This is a genomic window from Caballeronia sp. TF1N1, from assembly GCF_022878925.1.
In the GTDB taxonomy this organism is placed as follows: domain Bacteria; phylum Pseudomonadota; class Gammaproteobacteria; order Burkholderiales; family Burkholderiaceae; genus Caballeronia.
This window is the reverse complement of sequence record NZ_CP084629.1, coordinates 866001-889148: the sequence shown is the minus strand read 5'-3', so window position 1 is coordinate 889148 and position 23148 is coordinate 866001. Positions and strand designations below refer to the sequence as shown.

General features: G+C 58.5%; 20 protein-coding genes and 1 pseudogene. 16 read left to right on the top strand and 5 right to left on the bottom strand.

The features are described from left to right. Positions 1-418: 418 nt before the first annotated feature. Positions 419-1702 (bottom strand): cystathionine gamma-synthase family protein, encoded by a 1284-nt coding sequence (locus LDZ28_RS30120; protein ID WP_244831409.1) that lies wholly within the window; start codon positions 1700-1702, stop codon positions 419-421. Positions 1703-2064: 362 nt separating this feature from the next. Here LDZ28_RS30120 and LDZ28_RS30115 point away from each other — a divergent pair, with 362 nt between their 5' ends. The 3 genes from LDZ28_RS30115 (at position 2065) to LDZ28_RS30105 (ending at position 5021) form a co-directional block, all read left to right on the top strand. Then, positions 2065-2850, top strand: coding sequence for an iron-containing redox enzyme family protein (locus LDZ28_RS30115; RefSeq protein ID WP_244831408.1), 786 nt, complete (start codon positions 2065-2067; stop codon positions 2848-2850). A 151-nt stretch (positions 2851-3001) separates the two neighbouring features. Then, entirely contained in the window at positions 3002-3883 is an 882-nt protein-coding gene (locus LDZ28_RS30110; protein ID WP_244831407.1) for an aspartyl/asparaginyl beta-hydroxylase domain-containing protein, read from the top strand. Positions 3884-4118: 235 nt separating this feature from the next. Continuing rightward, entirely contained in the window at positions 4119-5021 is a 903-nt protein-coding gene (locus tag LDZ28_RS30105) for a hypothetical protein (RefSeq protein ID WP_244831406.1), read from the top strand. 154 nt (positions 5022-5175) lie between these two features. Here the strand turns inward: LDZ28_RS30105 and LDZ28_RS30100 are convergent, their stop codons facing one another. Further along, a complete protein-coding gene (locus tag LDZ28_RS30100) occupies positions 5176-6093 on the bottom strand; it encodes a LysR family transcriptional regulator (RefSeq protein ID WP_244831405.1) in 918 nt (305 codons plus the stop codon). A 1351-nt stretch (positions 6094-7444) separates the two neighbouring features. Here LDZ28_RS30100 and LDZ28_RS30095 point away from each other — a divergent pair. The 11 genes from LDZ28_RS30095 (at position 7445) to LDZ28_RS30045 (ending at position 17864) form a co-directional block, all read left to right on the top strand. Next, the gene (locus tag LDZ28_RS30095; protein ID WP_244831404.1) at positions 7445-8335 is read left to right on the top strand and encodes a DMT family transporter; all 891 of its coding nucleotides are present in this window, start codon (positions 7445-7447) and stop codon (positions 8333-8335) included. 403 nt (positions 8336-8738) lie between these two features. Continuing rightward, positions 8739-9557: an ABC transporter permease gene (locus tag LDZ28_RS30090; protein WP_244831403.1), complete on the top strand. Its 819-nt coding sequence runs from the start codon at positions 8739-8741 to the stop codon at positions 9555-9557. Between the two features lie 84 nt (positions 9558-9641). Beyond that, positions 9642-10646 carry an ABC transporter substrate-binding protein gene (locus LDZ28_RS30085; RefSeq protein ID WP_244831402.1) on the top strand — a complete coding sequence of 335 codons (1005 nt, stop codon included), beginning with the start codon at positions 9642-9644 and terminating at the stop codon, positions 10644-10646. A gap of 62 nt (positions 10647-10708) precedes the next feature. Then, positions 10709-11182 carry a MaoC/PaaZ C-terminal domain-containing protein gene (locus LDZ28_RS30080; RefSeq protein ID WP_244831401.1) on the top strand — a complete coding sequence of 158 codons (474 nt, stop codon included), beginning with the start codon at positions 10709-10711 and terminating at the stop codon, positions 11180-11182. Between the two features lie 21 nt (positions 11183-11203). Next, positions 11204-12046, top strand: a complete 843-nt coding sequence (locus LDZ28_RS30075; protein ID WP_244831400.1) for an ABC transporter ATP-binding protein — start codon at positions 11204-11206, stop codon at positions 12044-12046. 17 nt (positions 12047-12063) lie between these two features. Beyond that, a complete protein-coding gene (locus LDZ28_RS30070) occupies positions 12064-12876 on the top strand; it encodes an enoyl-CoA hydratase/isomerase family protein (protein ID WP_244831399.1) in 813 nt (270 codons plus the stop codon). Further along, positions 12873-13634: a hypothetical protein gene (locus LDZ28_RS30065; protein WP_244831398.1), complete on the top strand. Its 762-nt coding sequence runs from the start codon at positions 12873-12875 to the stop codon at positions 13632-13634. Before LDZ28_RS30070 ends, LDZ28_RS30065 begins: the two co-directional genes overlap by 4 nt. Positions 13635-13656: 22 nt before the next feature. Further along, a complete protein-coding gene (locus LDZ28_RS30060; protein WP_244831397.1) occupies positions 13657-14508 on the top strand; it encodes a fumarylacetoacetate hydrolase family protein in 852 nt (283 codons plus the stop codon). Between the two features lie 60 nt (positions 14509-14568). After that, on the top strand, positions 14569-16182 hold the full coding sequence (locus LDZ28_RS30055) for an acyl CoA:acetate/3-ketoacid CoA transferase (protein ID WP_244831396.1): 1614 nt from the start codon (positions 14569-14571) through the stop codon (positions 16180-16182). 2 nt (positions 16183-16184) lie between these two features. Next, positions 16185-16991, top strand: coding sequence for a shikimate dehydrogenase (locus LDZ28_RS30050; protein ID WP_244831395.1), 807 nt, complete (start codon positions 16185-16187; stop codon positions 16989-16991). 57 nt (positions 16992-17048) lie between these two features. After that, positions 17049-17864 carry an IclR family transcriptional regulator gene (locus LDZ28_RS30045; protein WP_244831394.1) on the top strand — a complete coding sequence of 272 codons (816 nt, stop codon included), beginning with the start codon at positions 17049-17051 and terminating at the stop codon, positions 17862-17864. Positions 17865-17920: 56 nt separating this feature from the next. On the opposite strand, the gene LDZ28_RS30040 is transcribed toward LDZ28_RS30045, so the two are convergent. After that, positions 17921-18307 (bottom strand): hypothetical protein, encoded by a 387-nt coding sequence (locus LDZ28_RS30040; RefSeq protein ID WP_244831393.1) that lies wholly within the window; start codon positions 18305-18307, stop codon positions 17921-17923. Between the two features lie 510 nt (positions 18308-18817). On the opposite strand from LDZ28_RS30040, the gene LDZ28_RS30035 reads away from it, so the two are divergent. Next, positions 18818-20284 (top strand): ISNCY family transposase, encoded by a 1467-nt coding sequence (locus LDZ28_RS30035; RefSeq protein ID WP_370652280.1) that lies wholly within the window; start codon positions 18818-18820, stop codon positions 20282-20284. A 165-nt stretch (positions 20285-20449) separates the two neighbouring features. Beyond that, positions 20450-21877, top strand: a complete 1428-nt coding sequence (locus LDZ28_RS30030; RefSeq protein WP_370652294.1) for an ISNCY family transposase — start codon at positions 20450-20452, stop codon at positions 21875-21877. A gap of 94 nt (positions 21878-21971) precedes the next feature. Here the strand turns inward: LDZ28_RS30030 and LDZ28_RS30025 are convergent. Both LDZ28_RS30025 and LDZ28_RS30020 read right to left on the bottom strand, forming a co-directional pair. After that, positions 21972-22087, bottom strand: a pseudogene (locus LDZ28_RS30025) (IS3 family transposase); the annotation flags it as partial. A 72-nt stretch (positions 22088-22159) separates the two neighbouring features. After that, a complete protein-coding gene (locus LDZ28_RS30020) occupies positions 22160-23041 on the bottom strand; it encodes an ATP-grasp fold amidoligase family protein (protein WP_244831391.1) in 882 nt (293 codons plus the stop codon). Between the last annotated feature and the right edge of the window lie 107 nt (positions 23042-23148).

The window sequence follows — 23148 nt, the reverse complement described above, 5'->3', positions numbered from 1 at the left end:
CTGATGTTGACGATCCACAAACGGTGCCCTTTCTGCGTCACGTCGCTTCCAACAAACGGTATTGCACAACGCTTCAAAGAGTCGACGACCGAAGCAGACGCGGCAGATCCGCAGCGTCGGGGATGTGCCGTCGCATTTTGCTTGAATGTTTGCAGCTGCGCATGGGAGGGCGCGTTGACTATCGCCAGCTTTCATAGCTGGCGACAGAAAGAAGCAATGGTTCTAATGACGGTTGACCCCCACTCTAAGCGACATTATAAAAATAATGTCCAATCGACTAGACTTAGAAGACAGGTTTCTCGTGAATTACGTCGTATTTCGTGAGCCAGCAAACCTGGCATTGTCCGCCTACACCGTCTCCGGCACAAATTGGATCGAGGCGCCCAAGTTCAAATGGATCATGAAGAACAACGAGCCCTCAGCATTGCTCTAAAGCATTCGACAGATCGGCGATCAAATCGTCAGGATGCTCCAGCCCCACCGACACACGAATGAGTCCTTCTGACACGCCCGCGGCGGCGCGTACTTCAACGGGAACACCAGAGTGTGTCGTCGATGCCGGGTGACAAATAAGCGACTCCGTGCCACCGAGACTCACGGCCGATTTAAACAAGCCGAGTCCGTTGATGAGCTTGAATGCTTGTTCGCGCCCGCCGTCGAAAACGAATGCGAATGTCGATCCCGGCCCGCTGCATTGACGTCGATACACCGTCTGATAAACCGGGTCGTCGATGAGTTCGGAATGCAGCACCTCGATCGGTGTGAAAGGGTTGTTTGCGAGCCATCGCGCGACGGCCGTGCCGCTCTGCGCTGCGCGCTCCATCCGCAAAACGAGGGTCTCCATCGAACGCGTGATCATCCAGCAGGAGTGCGGGTCGAGTTGTGATCCTAGCGTGCCGCGAATCGCGCGAACTCGCGTGATCAGAGGTTTGCTGCCGGTGACGCCTCCCGCAACGAGATCGCTATGCCCCCCGATGTACTTGGTCAGCGAATACACGCTCAGGTCGATGCCTTGATTTACCGGTTGCTGAAACAACGGCCCGAGCAAAGTGTTGTCGCATACGGAAAGAGGGCGATAGCCATGCCGCGATTCAAACGCATCGATTTCCTGACGCAGACCGTCGAGATCGAACAACGCGTTGGTCGGATTGGCCGGCGTTTCGACGTAACACATGCTGACACGGCCTTTCTTCGCTGCCGCTTCCAGTGCGGTGGAAATCGCTTCACGGGAAAGGCCATCGGCAATCACGTGCGAACGAATACCCCAGTCAGGAAGGAATTTGGAGATCAAAGTTTCGGTGCCGCCATAGAGCGGCGCGGACTGCACGACGCAATCGCCGGGTCGGAGGAACGCGAACAGGATCGCGGCAATCGCCGCCATGCCGCTAGACGTGACGGCGGCGGCTTCTGAGCCGTCCAGCAGCGCGAGACGATCCTCGACAATCTCGAGATTGGGGTGATTGAAACGACTGTAGACGAGACCGGCGCTCTCTCCATCGGGCGAAGGCTTGCGCCCGGCGACCATATCGAAAAACGCCGCACCGTCTTCGGCCGTGCGGAACGCGAAAGTCGATGTGAGAAACACGGGTGGCTTGACTGAACCCTCCGAAAGAAACGGGTCGTAGCCATACGACATCATTTGCGTTTCGGGATGCAGATCCTGATTGGCGATCTTGCGCTTGTGATAGTTGTGATAGGCCATTCGTCACTCCATGCAGGTCAGGAAGAATCGGTTCCGGCTCACATCGATCGCGCAGGGTCGCATGCACAGTGCTCCGCTCTCGGCGCGTCGATGCTCGGCCATGCTACTCCCGTCTGGATCGTGTTTAAGCTCGCAGGTCTCCATTGCCATTCGAATGCGCCGGGTATCGCGCGCCGTGAATCCGAGTCACGCAGCAATGTTCGAGCACTCCCATCATCAAGGCGTCTTCACGGTCATCAGAAACCGTCATCAACCTTATCAATAACTTTTGTTGGCGCTATGAGAGGTTGGCGGTGGAAACTGCGCGTGTTGTCTAAGTCATTGAAAGTAAACGAATTTATTTGATTTAAAAGGAAACTGAGATGCTTGATCGCACGAGCGTTCGGGACGGGTCGGCACGTCTGTCGACAAAGAACTTCTCCGACGAACTAGAAGCATTAGCCCGATCCGCCATGTCGAGTGGAGCGCTCGATAACGACTTCTACTCTCTATGGACCCGTGAGCGCTTGAACGCACGGCAGATCGCAATCTTTGCGAGAAACTACGGCGAATTCAATCGCGCGTTCCCAGAAGTCTTGGCGGTGATGATAAGCAGCACGCGCAACGTGGTCGCGCAAGCGGAATACGCGAAGACGTTGTATTCGGAGATGGGATACGGCAATCCGGAGAAGGTCCACTCGATTCTCTTCGACGCTTGGTTGAGCGATCTCGGTCGCAAGATTGGAGAAGGTTCTCGTCTCGATTGGGCTTCGGTTCAACATGACTTGAAGGTTCTGCCGGAAACGCAGGCGCTCATCGAAGGAGAAAAGCGTCTTTATGGCGATGACAATGCAACTGCCGCTGGAGCACAACTGGCGCTCGAATGGCAGGCGTACACGATGCTCCGAAAACTCTATGACGGAGCTTTGGTTTACAAGGACCTATGGGAAGAAGAGGACGAGTTTCACGAGTCCTGCGAGTACTTTTACGCACACATCGGCGCTACAGAGAAAGAACACAAAGTCGAGTCCCTCAGCGCGGCGAAGCAATTCGTGTCGGACACAGACGCGCTCACGAGATTAACCGCAGGCTTCAACACGCACCTGCAACTTTTCGAGCGCTTTTGGAATGCGGTCGCCCGCGAAATGATGTCTGTTAAAAGCCACTGACCCGGCAGTTCTTCAAAAAGTCCCGCCCACGCCCGCGCGCTTATCGCAGCAAAGATTCTTGCGACAAGGGCGCTCGCGCAGCTCCATTCAAACGCTCGTTGCGGTCGAGTTTTCATGCTCGACTGCTGGCTCAACTCGGCCTAAACAATCGATGATTTCGCGAATAATTGGTAAGTCGCACTTTATTATGGCTCCGTGCGAACTCAACGCAGTTCTTGCCTTTACCGATGACAACAAGCACTACAGCGAGTTTCACTTCGGAGACTGGAAGAGCTTCGTCATTTGGAATCAAACAGGAAGCGACGACGATGGCGTCGTGCTAGAACGCGGGTCATCGGTCAGGCCGACATCACGCGGGAATCTTCTCCCTGCGCTAAACGATTGGATAAGCGCGACGTTCGACACGTCGTTGCTTCGACTTGTTCGAATTCATTCGCTTGGCGACGGCGTGTTGGTCCCCCACAGAGATTTTGTGGAATTCGCGGCAGCGCCATGGACTCGTGTGCATGTACCGTTACTGACGAATCGTATCTGTCTGCATTCCGATGGCGACACGGTCTTTCGCATGCGTCCAGATGAGATCTGGTTTCTCGATGCATCGAATCTGCATTCGGCCATCAATTACTCGGCTGGGCGCCGCTTGAATCTTTGTCTCGACTTTGATTTGGACAAGCTGCCCATCGAGAGCGTATTCAATGCCGGTGCGGGCTCAACCGGGCACGTCGTGAATAGACCCGAAGTCGTGCAGCGAATGCCTCTGGGTGATTCATTCCAGGAAGAGCTTCGTTCACTCGCCGCCACGCTCACTCTTGCAAACTTTCATCAGGCGGTTGGGCTTTTATCGAAAGTCCATTTCTTTCGGCAAGCGCATATCGCCGAGTTCTTCGAGTGGCTGCCTTACGTAGCGGAACATTCGCGCGACGCCTCGTTGCGATCGAAGGCAGATCGCTATGTTCGTTTCCTCCGCGACAAACGCAGCGTTGGCGAGCGCTTCACGCTGCAAGATGAGGTGCGAATTGGCCTCGACGCGTGAAAGTTATCAGGTATTTCCGTGGTGGACAGCCAGATTCTGGACCTGGTTGACAGGAAAGCCGGCGCCCGGACAAACACCTCTGTTCGAACCGACGCCGACGCTTTGCGCCTTGAGTGCGGTGGCGACTTATGTGACGGGTCTCTCGCTTGCCGTCATTGCCTTCAGGACCGAAGGTCCGTGCTTCATTCTCGCGCTATCGTGCGGCTGGATCATGGCGGTGAATGGAGCGCGTCGCATGATCAGCACGGTCGCGCACCAGTGCATTCACGGTCGCTTTACAGGGATAGCTTCTCGTGATCTTTTCATCGCCGATCTTCTCGCAGTAATGACGCTGACGCAGACCGCGGGTGACTATCGCGAAGAGCATTTCAACCAGCATCATCGGCCTGCCGTATTCACGACGATCAGTGATCCGGCTGGCGCCTTTCTATGGCGCGCAGGCTTTAAGTCTGGAATGTCGGTCAGGTCACTCTGGCTTAAGCTCTTCGTCACCCTGCTGTCGCCGCGATTCCACGTCTCGTTCTTCGTGCATAGGCTCATGAGCCTGGTTCGAAATCTGCCACCGAAATTCAAGCCAGTCGCTGCGGCTGGCGGTGCACTAGCGTGTTGGGGCGCAATTGAACTTTGCCCCGTAACAACGCTGGTTTTCGGCCTGCTGTTTCCAATCGTTGTTCTTTACCAAATAAGCGTGCTGCTTGAATTTATCAGCGAGCACGCGTGGTTTGTGCCGGCGCAAAGGTGGGATCAGCCTAAGTACATCCATGCGACGCATTCGTGGGGGCGTTTTTGCGGACGAAGAACTCCTGAGCGGGACGAAAGGCATGTCGCGCTTTACGTTTTGTCCTGGATTGCATGGACCGTCGAACACGCGATTTACCATTTGCCAGTCCGTTTGTTTGTCATTCCCGGCGATCTATCGCAACACGATTTTCATCATCGAATGCCATCTACCTTGCGCTGGACTACCGCAACGTACGCACGAGAAGAAGACCTGAGCTCGGGCGACTCACGTTGGCCTCTTTACCAGGAGTTCTGGGGTCTTCACAATGCGATCGCGCATGTCTTCAATGGAATAGCTAAGGCAGCTTCGCATGTCGATGCCGGTACTTCAGACGCGGCGAGCGAAGCGGAAATCTGAAGCCGTATCAAGACGAGACCGCCGAAAAGCGTGTCTCGCCTAAAGGCTCACCGTACTTGCATCGAGACAAAGACGCATTTTCGTCACCGCGCGTAGGGCGAGTAAGCGCGATGAGCCGTCAGCCCGGAATCCGCAGATGGCTTATCTCGGCTCGTCAGTCGATAATCGCCGGCGCAGTTAAAGACTGTATGGTGCTGACTTTGCGCTCGCACAGAGGTGCCGCAAAATGCTTGCGGATGATTTCGGAGACGTTGCGAACGACCGGTGATACATCGGATCGGCGTGAATACAATTCAATCGCGGTCGGCTCCAACGTTGGAAAACCGTCCGAAGGTTCCAAAACCCGGTGATGCTCGGTCACGGCGCTCTCGATCATGATCGACACGGCACTGCCGGCTTCCACGGCAGCGAGAAGTCCCTCGTGATTCAAACTCGTGTAGGCAATGCGCCAATCTTTCTTTTTCGCGTCGAGCGCTGCGATTCCCGCGCGCCGATAAAGGCATCCGTCTGGAAACACCGCCAGCGGCACAGGCTTTTGCTGATAGACGTCGCTACCCTGTTTGCAGACCCACATCAAACGCTCATGTCCCAAGGGCACGCCGTCGGGGCGGGAGGGATATTTCGTCGCGATAACCAGGTCGATGTTTTCAGTCTCCATGGACTCAAGCATCTTCCAGCTATGGCCGCAGCGGATTTCCATTTCGATGTTGGGAAACGTCGTCCCAATCGCGCCGAGAATGGGCGGCAACAAGCACGACGCGAATGTTTCCGAAGTCGCGAGCGTGAGTTTGCCGGCCGCAAGGCTATGTTTGAGCGAGAGAAACGCGTCTTCATGCGCTTCGATCAGCCGTTGGGCGATTCCGACGAACCGCTCGCCAATCGAAGTTAGCGTTACGGCGACGGTGTCTCTTTCGAACAGGCGCTCGCCTATCGATTCTTCGAGACGCTTGATCTTCATACTCACAGCCGACTGAGTACGATGAAGACGCGCGGCCGCCTGCGTGAAGTTGCGCGTGTCCGCGACCGCAACGAAAGCTCGGACAAGATCTAAATCAAAGTCTTGTGGCCTCACCTGGCCTTCTCCCTAAACAACGCGTACGCCAAGTCGGCTACGGCGATTTCTTTCATATCGATCAAACATCCATTGCGCCTTACGTGCTTAACCAAGTTCGAATCTGCGCGGTCACAGTAGTTGAGTCTGCTCCGTTTGACCTTGAAATCGCAAGATAACGAAAGTTATTGCCAGTGGATCCAGATATTTTACCTCGTAAAAACACCCAGTCAGTTAGAAATCTCACTGCCACCTATTTTAGTATGATTAATAATTCAGTTCTTACCCGCTGAGTACGGACCTTCACCTGATGTCTCAACCCGTCAGGCGCTTTATCGCGGTAGATCGCACGGTGGCGCCTAAACGAAAACCGCGAAAATCGAGGCATCCTCAAAGGTTAGCTCCATCATATTATCAACGCCAAAAATGGTGGGGCGTCGTCAAGGTTATATTCAGCAATTTTGGCCTTTGAATAAGGCAAAGCTTCTTGATGAGCGGTTGCTCAGTGTTGATGAGCGGGAGCGATCCAAAGATGGCCGTCTGTGAAGGGCGTCGTATGGCGGCATCGATCTTTGTGAAGTAAAGCCTCGCAGCTTATCCAAGAGCTGCTATCGATTTTTGCATTGACTTCAAGAAGAAAGAAAACTCGACAATGGCTTCATTTACGGAGGGCGCCCCAAATGCAATCGGTAACAAGTCGAGCGTCAATCTATAGCTTAAATGCGTATGAGCCGTCCAATCGCGGTTAAAAGCGACGAGTTCATATGAATAATCGAAGCGGGCAAATCGACGAATTTAGCAGCATCGAGAAAACACACTAGCACCACGCGCCGACGAAGCCCGCAAGTGCGGAAAAGAGAGGAACAGAAGGTTGTTCACGGACGCCGAAATGCGCGAGTCACGATAAACGAAGAAGGGAAGCTAAGATTGATTCCTGCGCCCCGGCCGGCTTGGCGACCGACCGGGGCGCAGGGCAGACAAGGCTCTGCTTGCTTATCGACTGCTCTCTCAGGTCCCTCACGCGCAAACGAGATAAGCGATACGCTGTCGCTCCAGTCGCTCCCTCCGACTTCAACGAATCTGGGAACGCTCACGCAAGGCGAACGCTACGCGTCACAACATACGCCCGCGCAAAAGGCGAAACGTCTTGTGACAAATTTTCGTATGCGTGCTTTCTAACGGCCAATTCATAAACTTCATTAGGCATATCAGCGACGCGAATGAGTCAGCGGAGAGCGTTTACGTAGGCCGTCCGAGGCGCCTTTACTTCTGGCCGAACTCATCTCTATGGTGAATGGCCGCCATCAGGATAATTCGTTGGGCGGTATTAAAAGGAGTCTGTAGATTTCAGGTAATTTAGCAGGGAAGGGCAATGAAAGAGCGTCGCGGAATTTTGGAACTTGTCTTTGCCATGCTTCTTTCGGGGAGCATCGGAATTTTCGTCGTTTCCTCGAATCAGCCACCCGCGAACGTCGTTTTCTTCAGATGTATTATCGCGTTCATTTGTCTGGTTCCGTATTGCGCTGCCCGTGGTCTTATCCGCCGAGAGTATTTTCAAGTCCGGCTGCTTTTGCCCATCATCGTCTCGGGGATCTTTCTCGTTCTAAATTGGTTGCTGCTGTTCAAAGCGTATCCGCTTATCGACATCGGGCTGGCTACGGTCATTTACCACGTCAACCCGTTCCTGGTGATTTTGGGCGGCGCCGTGGTCCTCCGGCAAGCGGTAAGCCGGAACGACATCTTATGGTCGGCCGTGGCGTTCGCCGGTTTGGTCTGCCTGGTCGGGGCCGCCAATGGCGCTCTGATGCTGGGCTCGAACGTGTTTGCCGGCGTCGTTCTGACGCTCTCAGCCTCCGCGCTGTACGCCGGCACAGTGTTGTTGTCTAAGGCTTCCGCGGGCGTTCCTCCCGCTGTCGTCGTCCTGGTGCAGACAGCGGTGGGCTCGCTGTTACTCGCTCCGCTCGCCGATTTCTCGGCTTTGCCGACGAGCTCCAGCGAATGGGCTTGCCTTGCGACCCTCGGCGTCGTTCACACGTTTTTTCTTTACTGCCTGGTGTTCTCCGCGTATCAGAAACTCAGCGTCAAGGCGATCGCGATACTTTCGTTCATCTACCCTCTGTCCGCCGCTGCGTTCGACTACATCGTCTACGGCCACAAATTCAGCATGGGTCAATCGCTCGGCGCGGGACTGGTGCTGCTGGGTATTCTCGGCGTCAAAACGGGATGGGCGCCGATCAAACTGCGGCGCGCGATAGCCCAGTGAGTTGGTTTGCTCATCGCGTTTTCCAATGCCGCGCATTCCTTCCCGCGACGATAGAACGATGAAACGAATCCGCGCGGAATAACGTCGACAACGAGATTGATCGACCCATCTGCGTCAAATCCCACATCGATTCTCACGTACATCAGCCCTCAGCGACGGCGTTAATCATCGAAATCCGTCCCGCCAGCGATGAAGCCGTCGACTGAGAAATCAGCGTAAGGCTCACCGGCCACCTTTATACGCAAGCGACCGAAGTCCCTTCCCAAACTTACAGTTCTCTGGGTTTGCCCCAATGTTCAATCAACCAAGATTGAACGACATTCAATCTAAGAACGGCGCTGAATCTTCATCGGGTCGCCGTTTGTCAAGGCATCGAAAAAGTTCTGCTTCGGGAGCGTTCTTCATGAATCAAGCATCGGCGCGAGCACCGGCGACCCATCCACCTTCGGCGGCTCTAAGGCGCGCGAAGCGGATCGGCTGGCTATGCCTGCCACCGTCGACGTTCATTGCGCTCATCGTGCTGTGGGCGGTCGCCATACCTGTATTCAAGATCCCGCCTTATCTGGTGCCTAGCCCGGCGGGGGTGTTCGCGCGCATCGTCACCGACTGGCGGGATATCTGGTCGAACTCGCTCATCACCATCGCGGAGATTTTGCTGGGCTTCGGCGTAACGGTGGTGACCGCCATCCCGCTTGGTCTTGCAATCGCGCTTTCGCGCGTTGCGCGGCAGATTGTGTATCCGCCGCTCATGTTCATGCAGCTGGTGCCAAAGATCGCGGTCGCGCCGCTCTTTCTCGTGTGGCTTGGATTCGGCATGGAGTCCAAGGTGCTCTTGACCGTGTTGATGACCTTCTTCCCGCTCTTGCTCGCGAGCATCAGTGGATTCCAGATTCTCGACACTCGCTTGCTGTATCTGACGAAGTCGATGGGCGCATCGTCCTGGCAGACCTTCCGCTTCCTTCGCCTTCCCGCGGCGCTGCCCGTGATTTTCTCGGGTATCAAGACTTCCGCCACGATCGCGTCCACCGCGGCAATCGTCGCCGAGTTCGTCGGCTCGAACAAAGGTCTGGGCTACGTGCTCCTGCGCGGGACCAGCACGATGGATGTCGAACTGACCTTCGCCGTCCTTGCCGTCCTCACGCTGATCGGCATTGCGATCAACTATGTCGTCGAATTCGCCGAATGGGCCATGACGCCGTGGCAACGTGCGAAGTTCAACTGAGGTGTCAACGCTCGCGCATTGGCCTGAGGCCAGTCGCCTACAACAAACGGACCGAGCGGGTCCAACTACACAGGGAGCGCGACTATGCGCAGCACCATCGGCAAACTGTCTTCGGCAATCTTGACTTGCGCGCTCGCGACGGGTCTATGCGGGACGGCCGTCGCCGACACCGAGGTTCCTTTCCAGCTGAACTGGACCGCAGGCGGCGCGAACGCCGGTTTTGCGGCAGCGGTGGCGGAAGGGTTCTATAAGCAGGTCGGGCTCGACGTGAAAGTGACCGAAGGCAACGGCTCCGGCAATACGGCGCAACTCGTCGCAAACGGGCGCGCTCAACTTGCCTATGCCGACGCTGTTGCCGTGAGCCAGCTGATTGCCAAGGGCGCGCCGATGCGAGTCATCGCCACGATCTATCAATCCAACCCGAACGAAGTGTCGGCATTGAAGAAGTCGGGCATCAAATCGATCAAGGATCTCGCCGGGCACAAAGTGGGCGTTCCTTCCGGCTCCTCGCAAACGACCATGCTTCCGCTTTTCCTGCAGGCAAATGGCCTCAAGGAGTCGGACGTGACGCTCATCAGCATGCCCGTGGCAAGCATGGTGCCCGCGCTGCTGCAAGGCCAGGTCGATGCGATCCTAGGTTCCATGGATTCCTACCAGTTGCAACTCGAAGCCCAGGGCGCCGAACTCGTGAATTTCCGGTTTGCGGATTATGGCGTTCCGACGGTGAGCACGTCGATTTTCGCATCCAACGAATATCTGAAGGCCAATCCGGATCTCGTGAAGAAGTTCGTTGCCGCGAGCCTGAAAGGATGGAGCTTCGCCATGGATAACCCGGCGAAGGCGGTAAAGGATCTCAAGACGGTGTTCCCCAACGTCAACGAGAAGCTCGCTACCGCCGAGTTGGCCGCCATCACGCCGTTGTTCTGCAGCGGCGGCGCCAAAAGCGTAGGCAAGGCCGAGGATGCGTCATGGACCAGGACGCAAGATCTGCTCGCACAGGTCAAATTGCTTCCCGCCGGACAGAATCCGAAAACGTACTACACGGACGACTTCTTGCCGCCGGCGAACCAGTTGCGCGCGTGCAAATGAGCCGTCCGTTCGGGCAGACTTTTTCGCACGACGGATATCGAATCACGACTAACGAGAAACACATGGGATACCGCTACTCGGATCTTCACGTAGGCATGCAATTTCGCAGTCCCGGACGAACGATCACGGACGCGGACCTCGTCGGGTTCGCGGGACTGACGGGCGACTTTTCGGAGTTGCATACGAGTGATGTGTACGCCAGAGCCAGCCAGTTCGGGCGGCGCGTCGCGCACGGCATGCTTGGACTCGCGTACGCGCACGGCTTGATGTGGGCGCGCACCGGCGAGTTGCGCGAGACCGCGATTGCCTTTCTCGGCATCAATGACTGGAAGTTCCTCGCGCCGCTGTTCGTTGGCGACACGATGTTCGTCGACTACGCGATCAAAGAGCTGCGCGACAGCAAGTCGAAGCCCACGCAGGCCATCGCGCTCTTCGACGTGAAGGTCGTGAATCAGGACGGCGAAGTCGTGCAGCAGGGCACCAAGGCGCTTTTGTGCTCCAAGGTGCCGCTGGCCGCGGTCGAGAAGTCCGCCTGAATCAATGACATCGAGCCGATCATGCCTACTTCCGTACACGACGATATAACGCCGGCCGGTGTGCCGATCCGCATCGAGAGCGTCTCGAAGACTTTCGGCGAGGACACGGAGAAGCCGTTTCGCGCGCTGAAGCCAATCAGCATGAACATCGAGGCGGGCGAGTTCGTGTCCGTCGTGGGACCATCGGGCTGCGGCAAGAGCACACTCATGCTCATGGTCGCGGGTCTGCTTGCGCGCTCCGACGGGACGATCGTCGTGGGCGACCGGACTGTGGACCGGCCCGTGACGGATGTCGGCATCGCGTTTCAGGATCACTTGCTGCTCGACTTTCGCACGGCAATGGAAAACGTGCTTCTGCAGGCCGACATTCGCGGATTGCCCCGTGACAGGATCGAAGCGCGGGCGCGTGAGCTCTTCAACCAGTTGCGTTTGCAGCCTGCGGTCGACAAGTATCCCCGGCAGCTTTCCGGTGGCATGCGCCAGCGCGTGTCGCTAATTCGAACGCTGGTCCACGACCCTTCGCTCATTCTCATGGACGAGCCTTTCGGCGCGCTCGATGCGCTCACGCGTTTGCAAGTTCGCATGGATCTCGAAGCACTGTGGATGCGGCGCCGTCCCACTGTGCTGTTCATCACGCATAGCGTCGAAGAAGCCGTGGGACTGTCCGATCGCATCTTCGTCATGAGTCCAACACCGGGAGAAGTGGTGGACGAGATCGTCGTCGAGCTGCCGCGCCCTCGGCCGATCGTGCTCGGCGACGCTCCGGAGTTTGCGCGCTATGTCGACAGCATCTATGGCCACTTCGCACGCATGGGCGTGTTGCGCGGTATCGACGTTCCGCGTTCCCGCAGCGAGCAGACGTGAAGAACGGAGACCTTTTCATGGACAAATCCGGTTCGCCTCCCATCTCACACGCTGATGCCGCGAGCGAAGTCACCTTGTGGATAGACGGCCATGTCGCGGAGATCGGGCTCTCGAACGGTCCGCTCAATCTCGTCACGCGCGCTCTGCTGCGTTCGCTCAACAAGGCGATCGACGCACTGGAGGCGCAAGCCGATCTGCGGTGCGTCATCGTGCACGGCGGCTCGGCGCGGGCCTTTTGCGCCGGCAGCGATATCAAGGAGTTCGCGGAAATCTTCGCCGACGCGAGCGAGAAAAAGATTCTTTTCGAGGACATGGTGCTGCGACGCCTCGCCCGATTGCCCGCGCCGACCATTGCCGCAATGGACGGCCCCGCGCTCGGCGGTGGCCTCGAACTCGCGCTCGCGTGCGACCTTCGCGTTTGTCGTGCCGAGGTGGTGCTTGGACTGACCGAGTCGCGTCTCGGCGGTCTGGCAGGTAATGGTTCGCTGCGGCTGACGCGGCTCATCGGCCCGGCTCGCGCGAAGGAGATGCTCTTCACCGGAAATACGATCAGCGCGCAACAGGCGCTGGCCTGGGGACTCGTCAACCGTATCGCGGAGACGGGCGCCGCACTCGAAACAGCACGCGCGCTGGCGCTCGAGATCTGCGCGCGCGGCCCGCTGTCGAACCGCCTGGCCAAACAACTCGTCGATGCCGCGCAGGATCAGCCGCTCGATGCCGCGTTGTCGCTTTCAACCGTCGTTCAGCAAAGGATCTTCGACAGCCACGACCTTCACGAAGGCGTCGCCGCGTTCTTTGCCAAACGAGAACCCGAGTTCCTCGCACGATGAAACCCGACAGCCAAACCACGCCGGATAGCCTTGCTGCCAGCGCGCCCACGCACGACATGCCCGGTGCGACCAGCGCCGCGCTGCTAGGCCATGGCATCGTTCTCGTGTGGAACGACATCGAATTCGAAGGACGCGAGCAGTTCTACGCGTGGCACGACAAGGAGCACATTCCCGAGCGGCTCGCCATTCCTGGCTTCAGGCGCGGCAGGCGTTTTCGCCGGGCAGGCCATTCGCCCGAGTGGTTGACCATGTACGAGGCGGCCGATCTCGACGTCATGGTTTCGCCCGCATACATGGCGCGCCTCAATGCCCCGACGCCCGCGACCACGAAGACGCTCACGTACTTTCGCAATACCTCGCGAGCCGTTTGTCAGCCCGTTTGCAGTATCGGCGAGAGCAGCGGCGGCTATTTGTTTGCCGTTCGTATCGACCGGACGGGCGCCGCGGACAACACGCCGGAAGCTTACCTGCGCGACGTGGCTTTTCCACAGGCGATGCGCGCGACCGGCGTGCTCGCGTGTCATCTCTTCGCGTCGGATCAGGCGAGCTTCTTCGACACCGAAGAGGCGCGCACGCGCGAGTTCGATGTTCCGGCGTGGATCGTTCTCGTCGAGGCATCGACGGAAGAGGCCGCAAGCGAGGTGCATGCCCTGATCGACGTTCCGCATTTGCGCGATGCAGGCTTGCACATCAGGCCCGACGCCGCTGTCTATGCACTTGAAATCTGCCGCCTTGGCGCTTCCTCGCACCAATCCTGAACTCAACCCGCTCAACCCGAACATGAAACTCGTCCGACACGGCCAGCCCGGCCAGGAACAACCCGGCATTCTCGATGGCGACGGTCGCGTGCGCGATCTCACTGGCCATTGCGCTGACTTCAATCCCGCGTTCTTTGCAAGCGGCGGCATCGAGCGCTTGCGCGCAATCGATCCGCACACGCTGCCCCTCGTCGATGCGTCCGTGCGCCTCGGCCCTTGCGTGGCGCAGCCCGGCAATTTCATCGCGGTCGGCTTGAACTACGTTCAGCACGCAATCGAAACCCATGCCGATATCCCAAAGGACCCCATTCTCTTCAACAAGGCGCCGTCCTGCATCTGCGGACCCGATGACGACGTCATCCTGCCTAAAAATTCCGTCAAGTCGGACTGGGAAGTGGAGCTGGCGTTCGTCGTCGGCCAGGAAGCGTACTACGTGAGTGAAGCCGAAGCGCTGAGCCGTATCGCGGGTTACTTCATCTGCAACGACGTCTCGGAGCGCGAGTTTCAACTCGAACGCAGCGGTCAGTGGGTGAAGGGGAAGATGTCGCCGACCTTTGGCCCCATCGGTCCGTGGCTCGTTACCTCCGACGAGATCGAGGACGTGCAGAACCTCGGCTTGTGGCTCGAACTCAACGGCGCGCGCATTCAGAACTCGAACACGAACGACATGATCTTCACGGTCGCGAAACTCGTGTCGGACATGAGCCAATACGTCCGTCTCATGCCCGGCGACATCGTGACGACAGGCACGCCGCCCGGCGTAGGCCTAGGCATGAAACCGCCGAAATACCTGAAGCCAGGCGATCGCATGCGGCTGGGTGTCGAAGGCCTGGGCGTGCAAGAGCAGCGGGTCGTCGAATGGCGCGACCGATGACCGGCGCGACAGCCTGACGAGACCGATTTCCCATCCCGATTACGGAGCGATCAGCGAACCATGGAACGAATCACCGCGGACGAAGCGGCTCAACTCGTCGCCGATAACGATGCCATCCTGATCAGCGGTTCCGGCGGCGGGCATTCCGTGCCCGAGGCGCTTCTGGCTGCCGTCGAGCGCCGCTTCCTGGCGGAACGGAAGCCGCTTGGATTGACCTCGGTGAGCATCGTGGGTGTGGGCGACCGCGGCGAACTGGGCGCATCGCACCTCGCTCACGAAGGTTTGCTGCGACGGGCCATTACAAGCGCGCTCGTCGATTCGCCGGGACTCGTAAGACTCGCGGCGGAAGACAAGATCGAGGCTTACACATTCCCGCAGGGCGTGCTGTCGCAATTGATGCGCGAGATGGCGGGCGGCCGTCCGGGTCTTTTCACGAAAACGGGCTTATACACCTTCGTGGACCCGAGGCAACAGGGTGCGCGGCAAAGCCCCTGCACGCCGCCCGCTTTCGTCGAAGCGACCGAGATTGCCGGCGAAGAGTGGCTGTTTTTTAAGCACATTCCGGTCGATGTCGCGTTCCTGCGGGGCACGACGGCCGACGAAGATGGCAACGTGACAATGGAGCAGGAAGCCGTATTCGGCGAGATGCTGGCAATGGCGCAAGCGACGCGGCGCGCCGGCGGCATCGTCGTGGTTCAGGTGAAGCGCATGGCGCGAAACGGTACGCTGCCCGCCAAGCACGTCAAGATTCCCGGCATTCTCGTCGATTTCGTCGTGGTGGAATCGGGACAGCGCCAGACCTACGCGACCGACTACGACCCGAGCTATTCCGGCGAGTTGCGTGTTCCTGTCGACCAGATCAGACCGCTGCCGTTCGGGCCGAGGAAGGTCATCGTCCGGCGCGCGGCAATGGAACTGTTCCCCGAGGCGATCTGCAACCTGGGTGCGGGCGTATCCACGGGGCTATCCACCGTTGCGGCCGAAGAGGGGCTGCTCGAAGCGGTGCATCTGACCAACGAGCAGGGGCTGATCGGCGGCGCGCCCATTACGGGTCGCGATTCGGGCGGCGCCCAGAACTTCGCCGCGATGATCGAACAACCGTCGCAGTTCGACTTCTACGATGGCGGCGGCCTCGATCTCGCCTTCCTCTCGTTTGCCGAAGTGGACGCTCAGGGGAATGTGAACATCAGCCGGTTCGGCGACAAGATCATCGGTGTTGGCGGCTTCATCAACATCAGCCAGAACGCGAAATGCGTGATCTTCAGTGGAACGCTCACGGCCGGCGATCTCGACATTGGCTGGGAGAACGGGAAGACCGTCATTCGCAGGGAAGGGCGGCACATGAAGTTCGTGCCGAAACTCGAACAGGTTTGCTATAGCGCCCGGATTGGTCAGCAACGCAAGCAACTCACGCTTTTCGTCACCGAACGGGCCGTGTTTCGCGTCGGGCCGCAAGGGCTCGAGCTGATCGAGATCGCTCCGGGGCTGGATGCCGAACGCGATGTCGTCGCCCACATGGGTTTTCGGCCCGTGGTGTCGCCGCAGTTGCGTGAAATGGATGCCAGACTCTTCGAACCGGGCGTAATGAACCTGGCGCAAGACGTGCGCGCCAAGGCCCGTCGTCACCGTAGCCAGCGCGTGGCGCAATGGTACGAATCGCGCGGGAGAGGCTGAACATGGCGGACAGCATTCGGATCTCAGGTGCAACGCGTGTCTATGGCATCGTAGGCGATCCTGTCGTGCAGGTTCGATCTCCGGCGGTCTATACTGCGCGCTTTGCGCTGGAAGGCGTCGATGCCGTGCTCGTCCCTCTGCACGTCCATGCAGATCGCTTCGACGACGCGTTCCCCGCGCTGCTGGAGATTTCGAACCTCGACGGCTTGCTCATCACCGCACCGTTCAAGAAGCGCGCTTGCGCGTTTGCCCGACAACTCGGCGTGGCCGCCAAGACAGTCGGCGCGGTGAATGCGCTGCGGCGCGAGGCCGACGGTTCGTGGACCGGCGACATGTTCGACGGCGCCGGTTTCGTACGCGGCGTCGAGGCGCGGGGCTTGAGCGTCTCCGGCAGGCGCACACTGTTGTTCGGGGCGGGAGGCGCGGGCAGCGCGATTGCCGCGGCGCTTGCCGAAGCCGGCGTCGCATCGATCTCCATTCTGGATATCGATGCCGAGCGCGCGGTTATCGTGGCAAGAAACTTGAGCGAAGCGTTTCCGCATACGCGAGCTGCTGGCGTATCGGACGCGCGCGGCGAGTTCGACCTGATCGTCAACGCATCGCCGGTTGGCATGTCCGCGGGCGACGGCTTGCCCGGCAACCTCGGCCCGCTGAAGAAAGACGTGCTCGTGGGCGATGTAGTTTTATCGGAAGAGCCGACGGCGCTCATCGCCCATGCGCAGCGATTCGGCTGTGCATGGGTCAACGGAAAGGACATGCATTCCGGTCAGATCGAATCCATCACTTCGTTTTTTCTGACCGATAGATAGCATGTGTCGTCAGTGGCGCACGCGGCGAAATTTCAACCTCAACACGTCTGGATCGCTATGTCGCATGTTCCCGCTGAACGGTGTCTGGAAATCATCGCGCTCCTTGCCGAGGGCGCGAACACCTTGCCCCTCGGCGAAATCGCCGAGCGCCTGTCATTGCCGAAGAGCGGGGCACACCGGCTGCTTTCGACGCTCGTCGATCTTGGCTGGGTTGCCAAGGAGCCCGACACCGGCTTCTATCGGCTGACCATGCGCCTTGCGGTCATGGGGCAGCGGTTTTACGCGGCCACCGGCATTCCGAACATCTGTCAGCCGGTACTCGACAGGCTTGCGCACGAGACGCGAGAGTTCGTGCGTCTAGCCGTTGCGGACGGGGACACCCTCGTCTGGCTCGCGCAGGCGCAGGGCGCGACGGCAGGTCTCATCTACCAGCCACCCAGTTCCGCGACTGGGAGAGTCACGGTCTACTCGACGGCAACCGGCAAGGCATGGCTCGCTTCAATGCCTCGTGACCGGGCGATTCAAATCGTGGCCAGCATGGGCTTCGGCGAAGCCGACCGGCAAGGGCCCAATGTCGTGCGGTCTATCGAGGACCTTTTGAAGGAACTCGCGCTTACGGAAAAGCGTGGCTATGCGATCGCGGTCAGCGAGGCCGAGCCTGGTGTTTCGGCTGTTGCCGTGCCGATAAGGGTGAACGGTCTTGGAACCGCGCTCGGCACGGTCAGCGTTGCGGGTCCAAGTGTTCGCATGACGACCGAGCAGATCGAGGAGATCGCCCCGAAGTTGCAGAGTACGGCGTCTGAACTCGCGGAACTGTGGCCGCTGAGACCAAGCGGGACCGCGCTGCGTGAGCGAACGACGATGGTGGCTTGAGCGATCGGTGGGCGACTGTGGAAAATCGGATGCATCGAAGAAGAACTTCACGCAGGCTATGTGACATACAAAGGATGGCGGAGAACGTAATCAGGGGAAAAACGTTCGCCGATCTTGTGTTCTTCGACGATAAACCCTAAGGCCATCAAAAGGGGCGGGAGAAATACACAGGTGATTTCACCTTGTATGTAAGCCCAATGTGCGAGATAGCTTCCTTCGTCGCTAAAAATATTTCTGCACGAGGCGCACCTCGTAAAGCCGCCTTTGTATGGCAGGGCTTTGCGAATCGCCTCTTGTATCATGTCCAGTCTTTCTATCGACGCGCGCAAATCCAGCTCGGCCAGCCTGCGTTTATCGTCATCATGGGCCTGATCCAACGCGCACCATGCTAAAGACACGGTGATAAGGGCATAAGATTCTTGCTTGCGGAGGCCTGCAGCCATCTAATGGGGTCCCGGTCCACTTCGCTTCGTCAGCGAGCGTAGCGCACGAATGGCTTCGTGCTGGCGTCCAGGCGTCTCGATAGTTGTTTGTCTTATGTTACAGGAGTTTAAGTGGCCGCTGATGGGGTCGCTGGGCGGGGTTTGTTGGAAGGCGCTGGATTGGCGCTTCGTGTAATTTTCGTTTCGACGTCCGGCTTGGATTTTGCGGTTCGTGTCGGGTGCGAGAAGGCCTTTAGCAAATGGTGGCTGGGATCGTTGTGAGCGCTGTAGCGGGTGGCGTTGGTGACTGGTCGAGCTCGTAGCCGTGCGGGAACTTTGTAGGTTCAGGGAAAGTAAGTGTGGATCGGAAGTATTCCGTCATTTGTGGTCGGCGTGGTTGTATTAGACATAATCTTAATTATCGATTATCTGACTGTAGGTCCCAAGTTCAAATGTCGTGTTCCTGCCAAGTAGAGATGTCGCCTTTTGGCTTAAGTTCATTGCCGGACAAGCGTGTCAGGAGCGCGGGCAATGAACACGATCGGGACCATCACCATGACGATGCGCGAGCTGGACCGACTGAGAGTTATTCAGGCAGTCGCCGAACGCCAACTCAAGCCAGGCCGTGCCGCCGAGCGGCTGCGTCTGAGCGTGCGGCAGATCGAGCGGCTCGTCTTGCGTTATCGTGCGGACGGTGCGCGTGGTCTGGTGTCCGGCAAGCGCGCTCGCACGAGTAATCACCGGTTGCCGGACGGCGTGGCGCAGCGTGCGCTCGCGCTGATCTGCGAGCGTTACGCCGATTTTGGTCCGACGCTGGCGTGTGAGAAGCTGCGGGAATGCCACGGCATTGCGCTGGCCGTCGAGACGATTCGTTCTCTGATGACGGCAGCGGGTCTTTGGGTGCCTCGCCGCCAACGCCCGCCGCGGATTCACCAGCCGCGCAACCGCCGCGCGTGTCTGGGCGAACTGATCCAGATCGATGGTAGCGATCACCGCTGGTTCGAGGAGCGGGCGCCGGCATGCACGCTGCTGGTATTCATTGACGATGCGACGGGTCGGCTGATGGCGCTGCATTTCACGGCCACCGAGTCGACCTTCAGCTATTTCGAGGCGCTGTCGAAGTATCTGCAAGCGCATGGCAAGCCGATGGCGTTCTACAGCGACAAAGCTAGCGTCTTCTACGTCAAGAACCGCTCGCAGACCGCTGGTAAAGGCGTGACGCAGTTCGGCCGAGCCTTGTACGAACTGAACATTGAGGCGTTCTGCGCGAATTCGAGTCAGGCCAAAGGGCGTGTCGAGCGCGCCAACCTGACCCTGCAGGACCGGCTCGTCAAGGAGTTGCGCTTGCGCGGGATCAGCACCTGGGAGGCGGCCAACGCTTATGCGCCCTCCTTCATCGCCGATTTCAATCAGCGCTTTGGCAAGACGCCGCGTAGCGACCATGATGCCCATCGGCCTCTGCGCGCCGACGACGATTTGACGCAACTGCTGGCCTATCGCGTCTGGCGCAAGGTCACGCACGCGCTGACGGTGCAATATGACCGGGTGATGTATCTGCTGGAAGACACGCCCGCCAATCGCCTCTTGATTCACCAGCAAGTCGAGGTGGTCGAATACCCGAATGGCTGCGTCGAGGTGCAGGCGGGCGGCGAGGTGCTTTGCTGCGGCAAGTACGACCGTATTGCGCGGATTGATCAGGGCGCTGAAGTTGAGAACAAGCGGCTGGCGCATGCACTCGAAGCCGCACGCTTGTTGCAAGCCAAACGAGACGATCGTCGTGCGTGTGATGCGCCGTCACGCACGCATCGCGGTGAACAGGTTCGGGCCAAGAAGGCGCTTGAAGGACTGAAGAAGCAACGCGCACTGAGCATCGCTGATATGAACGAAGCGATTCTCGAGGTCAGTGCAAAAACGATGAGGGAACGGGGGGCGGCTGCGCCGCCCCAACCCCACAACCTGAACCGAAACATCCGTTCAAAACCCGACATCTCTACTTAGCGGCAACCCCGACGTTTGAACTTAGCAGCAACACTGACTTGTAGCGGCTAGATTGTAATGTCCGCTTTTAGCCAGATTCAAATGTCCGCTTCGAGCCGCCTAAGCTTACCCCGCGCCGATGCTTCGGCGCAGGAGACCGCGATGGCTGCAACGGACACGATTACCATGTCGATGCGCGAGTTGGACCGATTCAAAGTGATTCAGTCAGTGGTCGACGGACTGCTCAAACCGTGGCGGGCCGCCGAGCGACTTGGACTGAGTACACGACAGGTGCGGCGTCTCAGTGCGCGGTTACGCGAACAAGGCGCGCCGGGCCTGGTTTCCGGCAAGCGCGGTCAAACGGGCAATCATCGTGTCGACGCGGGCTTGGCGGTCCGGGCCGTGGCCATCGTCAAAGAGCGCTATAGCGATTTTGGCCCGACGCTTGCCTGCGAGAAGCTGCGCGAGTGTCATGACATTCGGCTGGCCAAGGAAACCGTTCGGCGGCTCATGATCGGCGCCGGACTCTGGACGCCACGTCGACAGCGTCCTCCAAGGATCCATCAGCCGCGCAACCGTCGCTCGTGCTATGGCGAGCTGATCCAGATCGATGGCAGCGATCATCGCTGGTTCGAGGAGCGCGCGCCGGCCTGCACGCTGCTGGTGTTTATCGACGATGCCACCAGCCGTCTGATGACCCTGCACTTCACGGCCACCGAATCGACCTTCAGTTATTTCGAGGCAACGCGCCGCTACATCGAGCAGCACGGCAAGCCCTTGGCGCTGTATAGCGATAAAGCCAGTGTGTTCTCGCTCAACCGGGGCTCGCGCAAGGCTGACAAGGGGGTCACGCAGTTTGGCCGGGCCTTGTACGAGCTCAACGTCGAGACCCTGTGCGCCAACAGCAGTCAGGCGAAGGGGCGCGTGGAGCGTGCCAACTTGACCTTGCAGGATCGGCTCGTCAAGGAATTGCGGCTGCGCGAAATCGACACGTGGGAGGCCGCGAATGCTTATGCGCCCCACTTCATCGCCGACTTCAACGACCGTTTCGGCAAGCGCGCGAAGAGCGACTTTGACGCGCATCGTCCGGTGCGTGCCGACGAGGATCTCGATTCGATTCTGACGGCACGCGAATCTCGTTGCGTCTCGGCCTCGCTGACGGTGCAATACGATCGCGTGATGTACCTGCTTGAAGATTCGCCGGCGACGCGCGCCTTGATCCATCGCTATCTCGATGTGTACGAGTACCCGGACGGGCGCATCGAGATTTGGGCGAATGGCGCGGCGTTGCCCTGTCGACGTTATGATCGCCTGTCCCATGTCGACCAGGGCGCTGAGGTCGACAACAAGCGTCTTGGACACGTCCTTGCGCTGTCGAGGCAGGTGCAGATGGAGCGCGACAATCGCCCTATCAAGTCAGCGCCCTCACGCACCAATCGGGGCGAAGAGGTGCGCCCGAAGATGCGCGCCAACAACACGCGCAAGCAACGCGAACTCAAGCAGATCGACCTGAACGCGATGATGCTCAGAAGTGCCGAAATGCGGGCAGCCTCGGTGGAGAAACTGTCTTCTTTGGAAGCAGGAACCGACCCCAAACCGGACATTTCAATTTAGCCGGATATCGGACATTTCAAATTGGCCTCAACATGCGTGTAGCGGCAGTATCCTAGTGTTCTGTTTGGGGATGCGGAGGAATTCTTGGACTGCCTCATATTGTCAGCCCGAGGCTCGCCCGGTATTCAATCGGAGTGAGTGCGCCAAGCGAGATCTCGATCCGCTTCTCGTGTACCAGCGAATGTACGAATCAACGGCCTCAATGAATTGACCGGTGCTGCGGTACAAGCAGGCGGCGCATAGCCTTCGCCCGACGCCCGGGCAAAGGCATAAGCGACCAATCTAACCCACCCCCTTAACCTCCATCAACCTCCCCCACTCGTAATCGACGATATCCGGATGCATGGGAAACACGCCTGCACCCGGCGTGAAGGTTAACTCGCCGAAAAGGATTCGATCGTCCGGTGCGTAAAGATCTACCCGCACATATTCGAAGCCTTCCGCAAGGCTAACGGCGACCGAGATCAACTCATCAAAGCACTGCGGTCGCGGCGCCGCGACCTCACTACGCGGATAGTGGCCGATCGCAATATCGAGCCGGTTCCAGTTCCCGTCATACATGTCGCCACGTGGATGCTCGCCAAACCGGTCCGAAATGAGCGCAATGTAAATCGTGGGCTGGCTGTCTCTTCCGTTGAAAAAACAATGGATCTTGATGTCAGCAGGAACGGCACCGCTGGAATCGAGTAAAAGCTCTTCAAAGAAAATGCGCGGCTTGATGGTCCGATAGTGACGCTCCCGCGCTATGCGATAGAAGTCGGTGATCAGCCATTCGCGCGCAAGCGCGTCGAGCTCCTCGAAGGACGTCTCGGCCTTGTCGCGAACGAGCTTGACGAAACCACTACCGTGATTCGCCTTCATCACAAAGCTTATCGGCAGAGAATCGAACTCCTCGCGGGTGAACCTCTCTGGTGTGGCGATTATATTGGTCAGGTATCGCTCACCGACCTTGCGCTGAACGTAGTCGCGCACATTGAGCTTGTCCGCAAGGTCCGCATACCGGGGGTCCGGAAAAAGACACCGGTAAAGAATCTTCTCGTTGAACGTCTCGGGAGCACGGACGTTGGGAAAACGTCCTACCTTGTGACGATGGTAGAGCATGAGATACGCGGTATCAGGGAGCCACCCCTTTGCACCGTTGAACAGTCTCCTCGGAAGCGACATCCCTCTCTCCTTAAAAATTTCTATGTAGCGCTTGCTGTGATCCATCCATTCGAGCCCACAAGTCACTGCGTCACCTTACTCGGTCACCTCGTGTTGTGAATGCACGA

Excerpts from the sequence above, each read along its gene's own strand:
- LDZ28_RS30120 (WP_244831409.1), bottom strand. The coding sequence starts at position 1,702 with ATGGCCTATCACAACTATCACAAGCGCAAGATCGCCAATCAGGATCTG.
- LDZ28_RS30115 (WP_244831408.1), top strand. The coding sequence starts at position 2,065 with ATGCTTGATCGCACGAGCGTTCGGGACGGGTCGGCACGTCTGTCGACA.
- LDZ28_RS30110 (WP_244831407.1), top strand. The coding sequence starts at position 3,002 with ATGATTTCGCGAATAATTGGTAAGTCGCACTTTATTATGGCTCCGTGC.
- LDZ28_RS30105 (WP_244831406.1), top strand. The coding sequence starts at position 4,119 with ATGATCAGCACGGTCGCGCACCAGTGCATTCACGGTCGCTTTACAGGG.
- LDZ28_RS30095 (WP_244831404.1), top strand. The coding sequence starts at position 7,445 with ATGAAAGAGCGTCGCGGAATTTTGGAACTTGTCTTTGCCATGCTTCTT.
- LDZ28_RS30090 (WP_244831403.1), top strand. The coding sequence starts at position 8,739 with ATGAATCAAGCATCGGCGCGAGCACCGGCGACCCATCCACCTTCGGCG.
- LDZ28_RS30085 (WP_244831402.1), top strand. The coding sequence starts at position 9,642 with ATGCGCAGCACCATCGGCAAACTGTCTTCGGCAATCTTGACTTGCGCG.
- LDZ28_RS30080 (WP_244831401.1), top strand. The coding sequence starts at position 10,709 with ATGGGATACCGCTACTCGGATCTTCACGTAGGCATGCAATTTCGCAGT.
- LDZ28_RS30075 (WP_244831400.1), top strand. The coding sequence starts at position 11,204 with ATGCCTACTTCCGTACACGACGATATAACGCCGGCCGGTGTGCCGATC.
- LDZ28_RS30070 (WP_244831399.1), top strand. The coding sequence starts at position 12,064 with ATGGACAAATCCGGTTCGCCTCCCATCTCACACGCTGATGCCGCGAGC.
- LDZ28_RS30065 (WP_244831398.1), top strand. The coding sequence starts at position 12,873 with ATGAAACCCGACAGCCAAACCACGCCGGATAGCCTTGCTGCCAGCGCG.
- LDZ28_RS30060 (WP_244831397.1), top strand. The coding sequence starts at position 13,657 with ATGAAACTCGTCCGACACGGCCAGCCCGGCCAGGAACAACCCGGCATT.
- LDZ28_RS30055 (WP_244831396.1), top strand. The coding sequence starts at position 14,569 with ATGGAACGAATCACCGCGGACGAAGCGGCTCAACTCGTCGCCGATAAC.
- LDZ28_RS30050 (WP_244831395.1), top strand. The coding sequence starts at position 16,185 with ATGGCGGACAGCATTCGGATCTCAGGTGCAACGCGTGTCTATGGCATC.
- LDZ28_RS30045 (WP_244831394.1), top strand. The coding sequence starts at position 17,049 with ATGTCGCATGTTCCCGCTGAACGGTGTCTGGAAATCATCGCGCTCCTT.
- LDZ28_RS30040 (WP_244831393.1), bottom strand. The coding sequence starts at position 18,307 with ATGGCTGCAGGCCTCCGCAAGCAAGAATCTTATGCCCTTATCACCGTG.
- LDZ28_RS30035 (WP_370652280.1), top strand. The coding sequence starts at position 18,818 with ATGAACACGATCGGGACCATCACCATGACGATGCGCGAGCTGGACCGA.
- LDZ28_RS30030 (WP_370652294.1), top strand. The coding sequence starts at position 20,450 with ATGTCGATGCGCGAGTTGGACCGATTCAAAGTGATTCAGTCAGTGGTC.
- LDZ28_RS30020 (WP_244831391.1), bottom strand. The coding sequence starts at position 23,041 with ATGTCGCTTCCGAGGAGACTGTTCAACGGTGCAAAGGGGTGGCTCCCT.